The organism is Virgibacillus sp. DJP39, from assembly GCF_049310925.1.
Taxonomy (GTDB): domain Bacteria; phylum Bacillota; class Bacilli; order Bacillales; family Amphibacillaceae; genus Virgibacillus_F.
In genome coordinates this window covers 122,547-128,674 of record NZ_JBMERP010000004.1, presented here as the reverse complement: position 1 = coordinate 128,674, position 6,128 = coordinate 122,547, and the positions used below count along the sequence as shown (strand labels likewise).

Sequence of the window (6,128 nt, the reverse complement as noted above, 5' to 3'; positions counted from 1 at the left end):
TTAAACGCTTGTGCTGCATTTACAGCCTTTTTCCAACCCCTGTATAAGTCGGCACGTTTCTTTTCGCTCATTTCACTTTCAAACGTTTTGTCAATCTTCCATTGTTCTGCGATTTCTTCTTTACTTTCCCAAAAGCCAACCGCCAAGCCAGCTAAGTAGGCTGCACCCAAAGCAGTAGTCTCACTGACAACAGGCCGTTCAACTGCGGTACCAATTGTATCACTCTGAAATTGCATTAAGAAATTATTTTTTACTACTCCACCATCAACACGCAATGTTTTTAGTTTTATTCCAGAGTCCACAATCATCGCATCCAGAACATCACGTGTTTGATATGCAAGGGATTCTAGTGTAGCTCGTACAAAATGTTCCTTTTTAGTTCCCCTGGTCAAACCGAACACTGCACCTCTAACGTCACTATCCCAATAAGGGGTTCCGAGTCCCACAAAGGCTGGAACAACGTAAACACCATCTGTAGAATCAACAGCGTTTGCAAGTGGTTCACTTTCTGATGAGCTCTGGATCAATTTCAGTCCATCACGTAACCACTGAATTGCAGATCCCGCTACAAAAATACTGCGCATACTCAACTTTACCATCAACTCCCCATGCTATAGTGGTCAACAGACCGTTATCCGATTTAACACCCTTATCTCCAGTGTTCATTAGCATGAAGCAACCTGTTCCATATGTGTTCTTGGCCATACCTTTTTCAAAGCATGCCTGTCCAAATAGCGCAGCTTGTTGATCTCCAGCAATTCCAGCAATTGGAACCTCATGTCCAAAGAAATGATAGTCTACCGTCTTCCCATAAATTTCTGAGGATTGCTTTACTTCTGGTAGCATTGACTTTGGAACTTCAAGAATGTCTAACAGCTCTTCGTCCCATTTCAAATCATAAATGTTGTACATAAGTGTTCTTGATGCATTCGAATAATCGGTAATATGCGTTTTTCCACCAGTAAATTTATAAACTAACCAGGAATCAATAGTACCAAAAAGCAAATCGCCGTTATTTGCCTTTTCACGTGCTCCTTCCACATTGTCAAGAATCCACTTTATTTTTGTACCGGAAAAATAGGGATCAAGTAAAAGACCAGTTTTGTCCCGAAATGTATCACTATGCCCATCTTCACGCAGCTTGTCACAAATATCCGCAGTTTGTCTTGATTGCCATACAATCGCTCTGTAGATTGGCTTGCCAGTATTTTTATCCCAGACAACTGTTGTCTCACGTTGGTTTGTGATTCCAATTCCAGCAATTTGACTTGGTTCAACATCCGACTTGCGCAGCACATCTGATATACTAGCTAAGATAGAAGTCCAAATCTCGTTGGCATTGTGCTCTACCCACCCTGGCTTTGGGAAAAATTGTTCAAATTCCTTTTGACCAGTTTCCACAATCTCTCCTTTATGATTAAACAGTATCGCTCGAGAGCTTGTTGTTCCCTGATCTAACGATAGAATATATTTTTCCATTCTACTTTCCTCCCTACTTATCTGATTTAAGTGTTATTCATTGATTGATCATCATTGTTTATGCGAAAAAATCCCCATCGTTCGAGTGAATACATCTTTTTACCACAAATCGGTATTTGAAGAAGACACAGCAACTGCACCTGCTTCAAACGCTTCCTCGACTTGTTTTGTTTCAGTTATAAGTCCACCAGCAATAATTGGCGTGTTAGTCAATTTGACCATATTTTCAATAAAACTTGGTATTACCCCTGGTAGCACCTCTATGCAATCAGGTTTGATCCGCTCAGATAAGGCTTGATTATGCTCAAGTGCTAAGCTGTCTAGCAGAAACATGCGTTGAATAGCTAAAATTTGCTGCTTCTTTGCTAGGCCAATGATGTTTCCTTTTGTAGAGATTATCCCATCAGGTTTTACCTGCCGAGAAATATACTCCATTCCATATTCATCTGGCTTTAAGCCTTGAATCAGATCAAAATGAATAATTACCTTTTTTTCAGCCCGGCGTGCATATTTCACCAGGCTATTGAGTTGTGACAATCGTGTTTCTAACAATACGATTGTTTCACCCTTCGTATCCAAAGCCTTCTCAAAATCCTTCATGCTTCTCACTGCTGGTAATACACCAGATGGCACCTTCATTATTTCACCTCTCTTAAAAGCTAAAACAGATCTTCTGAGAACTTCGTATCCATTTCTTCTTTCGTGTAGATGATTTTCATCGGGTTGCCTCCTACGAAACATCCGGGTGGTACATTTTTATGGACAAGTGTTGCTGCAGAAATAACTGCATTGTCACCTATTGTCACCCCCGGCAGAATGGTAGTATTAGCACCAATCATTACATTGTCACCTATTTTAACGCTTCCAATCCGGTATTCTTTAATCAAATATTCATGAGCTAGAATCGTCGTATTATAACCAATTACTGTGTTGCTTCCAATTATTATTTTCTCTGGAAACATTACATCAGGCATTACCATTAAGGCAAAAGCGGTCTTTTTTCCAACCTTCATGTTCAAAAGATTTCGGTATAACCAATTTTTCATCGACAAAAACGGGGAATACCTTCCTATTTGAATAACGATAAAATTCTTCATAACCTTCCAAAAAGAAACAGTTTGGTAAATTTGCCACAGTGAATTGTCTTTTTCCACATGATAGCGATTTGTATTTCGCATGTGTCACACTCCTACAATGGTGTACAGATCACGAATATCCTCCAGCATATGTGTTGGGTTTAGTCGTTGCAATGTGTCTCTCCCTTTAATGCTCCATGCGACACCTGCAGTTCTTACACCTGCGTTTTGTCCGGCTTCAATATCATGGAAGTTATCTCCCACCATTAAGGTAGAGGAGGCATTTGCTCCAAGCTCCTTTATTGCCTTGATAATTGGCTCAGGATGCGGCTTTGCGTGTGTTACATCGTCTAGTGTAATAACGGTATCAAATAAATCTTCAAGTCCAACCAGCTTTAGGCCCATATTAACTCCTGTACGCATTTTAGTCGTAACAACACCTAACTTAAAACCTTTTTCTTTCAACTGTTTTAATGTTTCAACAACATATGGATATGCTTCAACATAGTTGTCATGGTGATGTAAATTATGATCACGATAGGTCTGAATCATTTCCTCCGTATCAATAGTTTCTATTTGATCAAACGTATCTTTTAATGATGGTCCAATAAAAGGTAGAATCTCATCACGTGTGATTGGAAGCTTATAATGTTCAAAAGTATGCAAAAAAGATGCGATAATTAATTCATTTGTATCAATTAATGTTCCATCTAAATCAAAAAGTATTGTATGAATTTTCATTTGCTGTTTCCTTTCCTTGTACATAATTAGGTCGCTTCCATAATATGGAGACAATCATCGTTAATACGATAGCAGTAACTAGCCTAATAGCCAGCAGTGGCCAAACTGGTATACCAAGAGGGATGAAAATCAGTGTATCCTCTACTACAGCATGGCATGAAACCAGGAAAATTAATGCTAAATACATATCCCTTTTTGAAACGCCATCTTCTTTTACAGCCTGAATCATCAGACCTGCACCGTATGCTAACCCTATTGTCAGACCTGCTACCAATGTCATGGAGCTATTTTTTTCCATTCCTAAAAGCTTTGTAAGAGGGGCTAACCCATTTGAAAATTTAGTTAACCAACCTTTTTCACGTAAGTACTGCATAGCGATCATTAGCGGAATAACAATTAATGCTAGTTGAACAACTGCTAATATCGCAGTTTGAAAGCCTTGCATTGCAATTTCAGCCCACCCATTTAAGGTTTCGGATGATGTAATTAAGCCATATTGAGCTTGTTCAGCACCACCATCCCACAACAAATTAATGGTAATGCCTGCAATAATAGCTAATGATACACGTATACTTCCAATGAACCAGGCACTAACACCAACTCTCGATGCAACTGAAGATTCGATGAATAGGTTATGGGAAAAAGAAAGCATAACAGCCATTATGAAAACTTCTTTCACAGAAAACTCGAAGGAGACAATAGCTGCTATCCCTGCATACAAATTCAATGAATTCCCTAAAACTAATGGTACCGCCGCTTCACCAGACAATCCAAATAACCCCATTAATGGACTGATTTGCTCTATAACCCATGGTAAAACTGGCGTATATTGAAGAATGGTTATAAGTAAAGTTATTGGAAAAATAACTTTACCTAATGTCCAAGTTAGCTGTAACCCCTGTTGTAGACCACGTTGTAAAATCCCGTACACAACCATCCCTCTTCCCACTGTATTTTATCTATTTTTTCTTCTTTGCTTTTGAAATCTTTGTACCATCGTACCGTTTATTCGCTGAAGAAGACTTTCTCCTATATACAATAAGTGCTACTGCACCAACTACAAGAATTACGGAGATTAATTGTGCTGCCCGAAGCTCACCTACTACATATAAACTATCTGTCCGCATTGCCTCAATAAAGAAACGACCGACTGAATATGCAATTACGTAAGTTAAGAATACTTCTCCACGTAATGGGTTATACCTGCGTATCACTAGTAACAAAATTAAAACTAAAATATTCCAAAATGACTCATACAAAAAAGTAGGATGATACATAGTCCCACCTATACACATTTGATTCATTACAAAGTCTGGTAAGTATTGATGAAAATTGTTATAAGTAGCTTCTGAAATCGGACCGCCATGAGCTTCTTGATTCATAAAATTACCCCAACGCCCGATAGCTTGTCCTAAGATAATACCAGGTGCTGCGATATCCACAAGCTGCCAAAACGATACGTTCTTCACTCGTGCATAAACGACTGCTGTTAAAACTGATCCGATTAGTGCACCATGAATCGCAATGCCGCCGTTCCAAATAGCAAAGATATCCCACCATGGTCCCCCAGTATATTCTTCCCATTCAAAAATCACATAGTATATACGTGCCGAAATTATTGCGATAGGAATTGCAAAAACTACAAGATCTACAAATATATCTTTTTTCAATCCAAGTCGATCCGATTCTTTGGTAGCTAAATATAAACCGAGAAAAGCTCCAAGAGCAATAATTAAGCCATACCAATATATCGTCAGTGGGCCTAATTCCAAAAATACCCGATCTAGTGAAGGTGCATTACACGTCATTCAAACCGCTCCTCTCTATTATTTCTCTTTTTCTTGCCCAATCATGTTAGTTAGTCGTTCCGAAAACTCCTCGGCCGCATTAACGCCCATTCTTTTTAACCGGAAATTCATGGCTGCAACCTCGATAATAACTGCAAGGTTACGCCCTGGCCTTACTGGTATTACTGCTTTAGGGACGTTTACATCCATGATTTTCATATAATCTTCATCCAGACCCAAGCGATCATATTGCTTTTTCTGATCCCATATTTCCAAATCAATAATCAATGATATTTTTTTATAATTTCGAACAGATCCCGCACCAAACAATGTCATGACATTGATAATCCCTAATCCACGAATTTCCAGTAAATGCTCAATTAGTGGTGGTGAATTGCCAATCAGTGTATCATAATCCTCTTGTCGGATTTCCACACTATCATCTGCAACCAGACGATGCCCACGTTTCACCAATTCAAGTGCTGTTTCGCTTTTACCAACGCCGCTTTGTCCGGTTATTAGAACCCCAACTCCATAAATATCAACCAATACACCATGAATTGCAGTAGATGGAGCAAACTTCACTTCTAAATAATTGGTTAATCTACTTATGACACGCGTGGTTTTCCGCGGAGAATGCAGGATAGGAACACCCGATGCATTTGCGGATTCGATCATGAGCTTTGGAATTTCCATGTCACGTGTTACTACAATCCCTGGAGTAACATCGGTACAAAGACGGTCAAAGCGTTCCCTTTGAACATCCTCACTTAATTCTAGAAAATAAGCCATCTCTGTTTTACCAATTAACTGTAAACGTTCCTTTGGATAGTACTTAAAAAAACCTGTAATTTGAATGCCAGGTCTTGCGATGTCACTTGTAGTAATCTCTCTATGTATGCCATCTTTTCCAGCCACTAATGTTAAATTAAAATTTTCAAGTAAATCCTCTGTACGAACAATTGTCATTTTATGTCCCTCCGCTTGTTCAGACCCTAACTGTTTTTTATTGTAGCATATATTTTCGGGCATAAGAACTTAAAAA

At 38.9% G+C, this 6,128-nt stretch carries 6 protein-coding genes and 1 pseudogene; all 7 read right to left on the bottom strand.

Annotated elements, in window-relative coordinates; translation table 11 throughout:
• Nucleotides 1–1,479, bottom strand: a pseudogene (gene glpK / locus ACOI1D_RS03155) (glycerol kinase GlpK); the annotation flags it as partial.
• Nucleotides 1,480–1,578: 99 nt separating this feature from the next.
• On the bottom strand, nt 1,579–2,118 hold the full coding sequence (locus ACOI1D_RS03150; protein ID WP_422499148.1) for a glycerol-3-phosphate responsive antiterminator: 540 nt from the start codon (nt 2,116–2,118) through the stop codon (nt 1,579–1,581).
• A 20-nt stretch (nt 2,119–2,138) separates the two neighbouring features.
• Nucleotides 2,139–2,657, bottom strand: coding sequence for an acyltransferase (locus ACOI1D_RS03145; protein ID WP_422499147.1), 519 nt, complete (start codon nt 2,655–2,657; stop codon nt 2,139–2,141).
• Nucleotides 2,658–2,660: 3 nt separating this feature from the next.
• A complete protein-coding gene (gene ppaX, locus ACOI1D_RS03140) occupies nt 2,661–3,296 on the bottom strand; it encodes a pyrophosphatase PpaX (protein WP_422499146.1) in 636 nt (211 codons plus the stop codon).
• Complete coding sequence (locus tag ACOI1D_RS03135) at nt 3,271–4,227, bottom strand: nucleoside recognition domain-containing protein (RefSeq protein WP_422499145.1); 957 nt, start codon at nt 4,225–4,227, stop codon at nt 3,271–3,273. Before ACOI1D_RS03135 ends, ppaX begins: the two co-directional genes overlap by 26 nt.
• Before the next feature lie 28 nt (nt 4,228–4,255).
• A complete protein-coding gene (lgt, locus tag ACOI1D_RS03130) occupies nt 4,256–5,104 on the bottom strand; it encodes a prolipoprotein diacylglyceryl transferase (RefSeq protein ID WP_422499144.1) in 849 nt (282 codons plus the stop codon).
• An 18-nt stretch (nt 5,105–5,122) separates the two neighbouring features.
• Nucleotides 5,123–6,052 (bottom strand): HPr(Ser) kinase/phosphatase, encoded by a 930-nt coding sequence (hprK, locus tag ACOI1D_RS03125; protein WP_422499143.1) that lies wholly within the window; start codon nt 6,050–6,052, stop codon nt 5,123–5,125.
• Between the last annotated feature and the right edge of the window lie 76 nt (nt 6,053–6,128).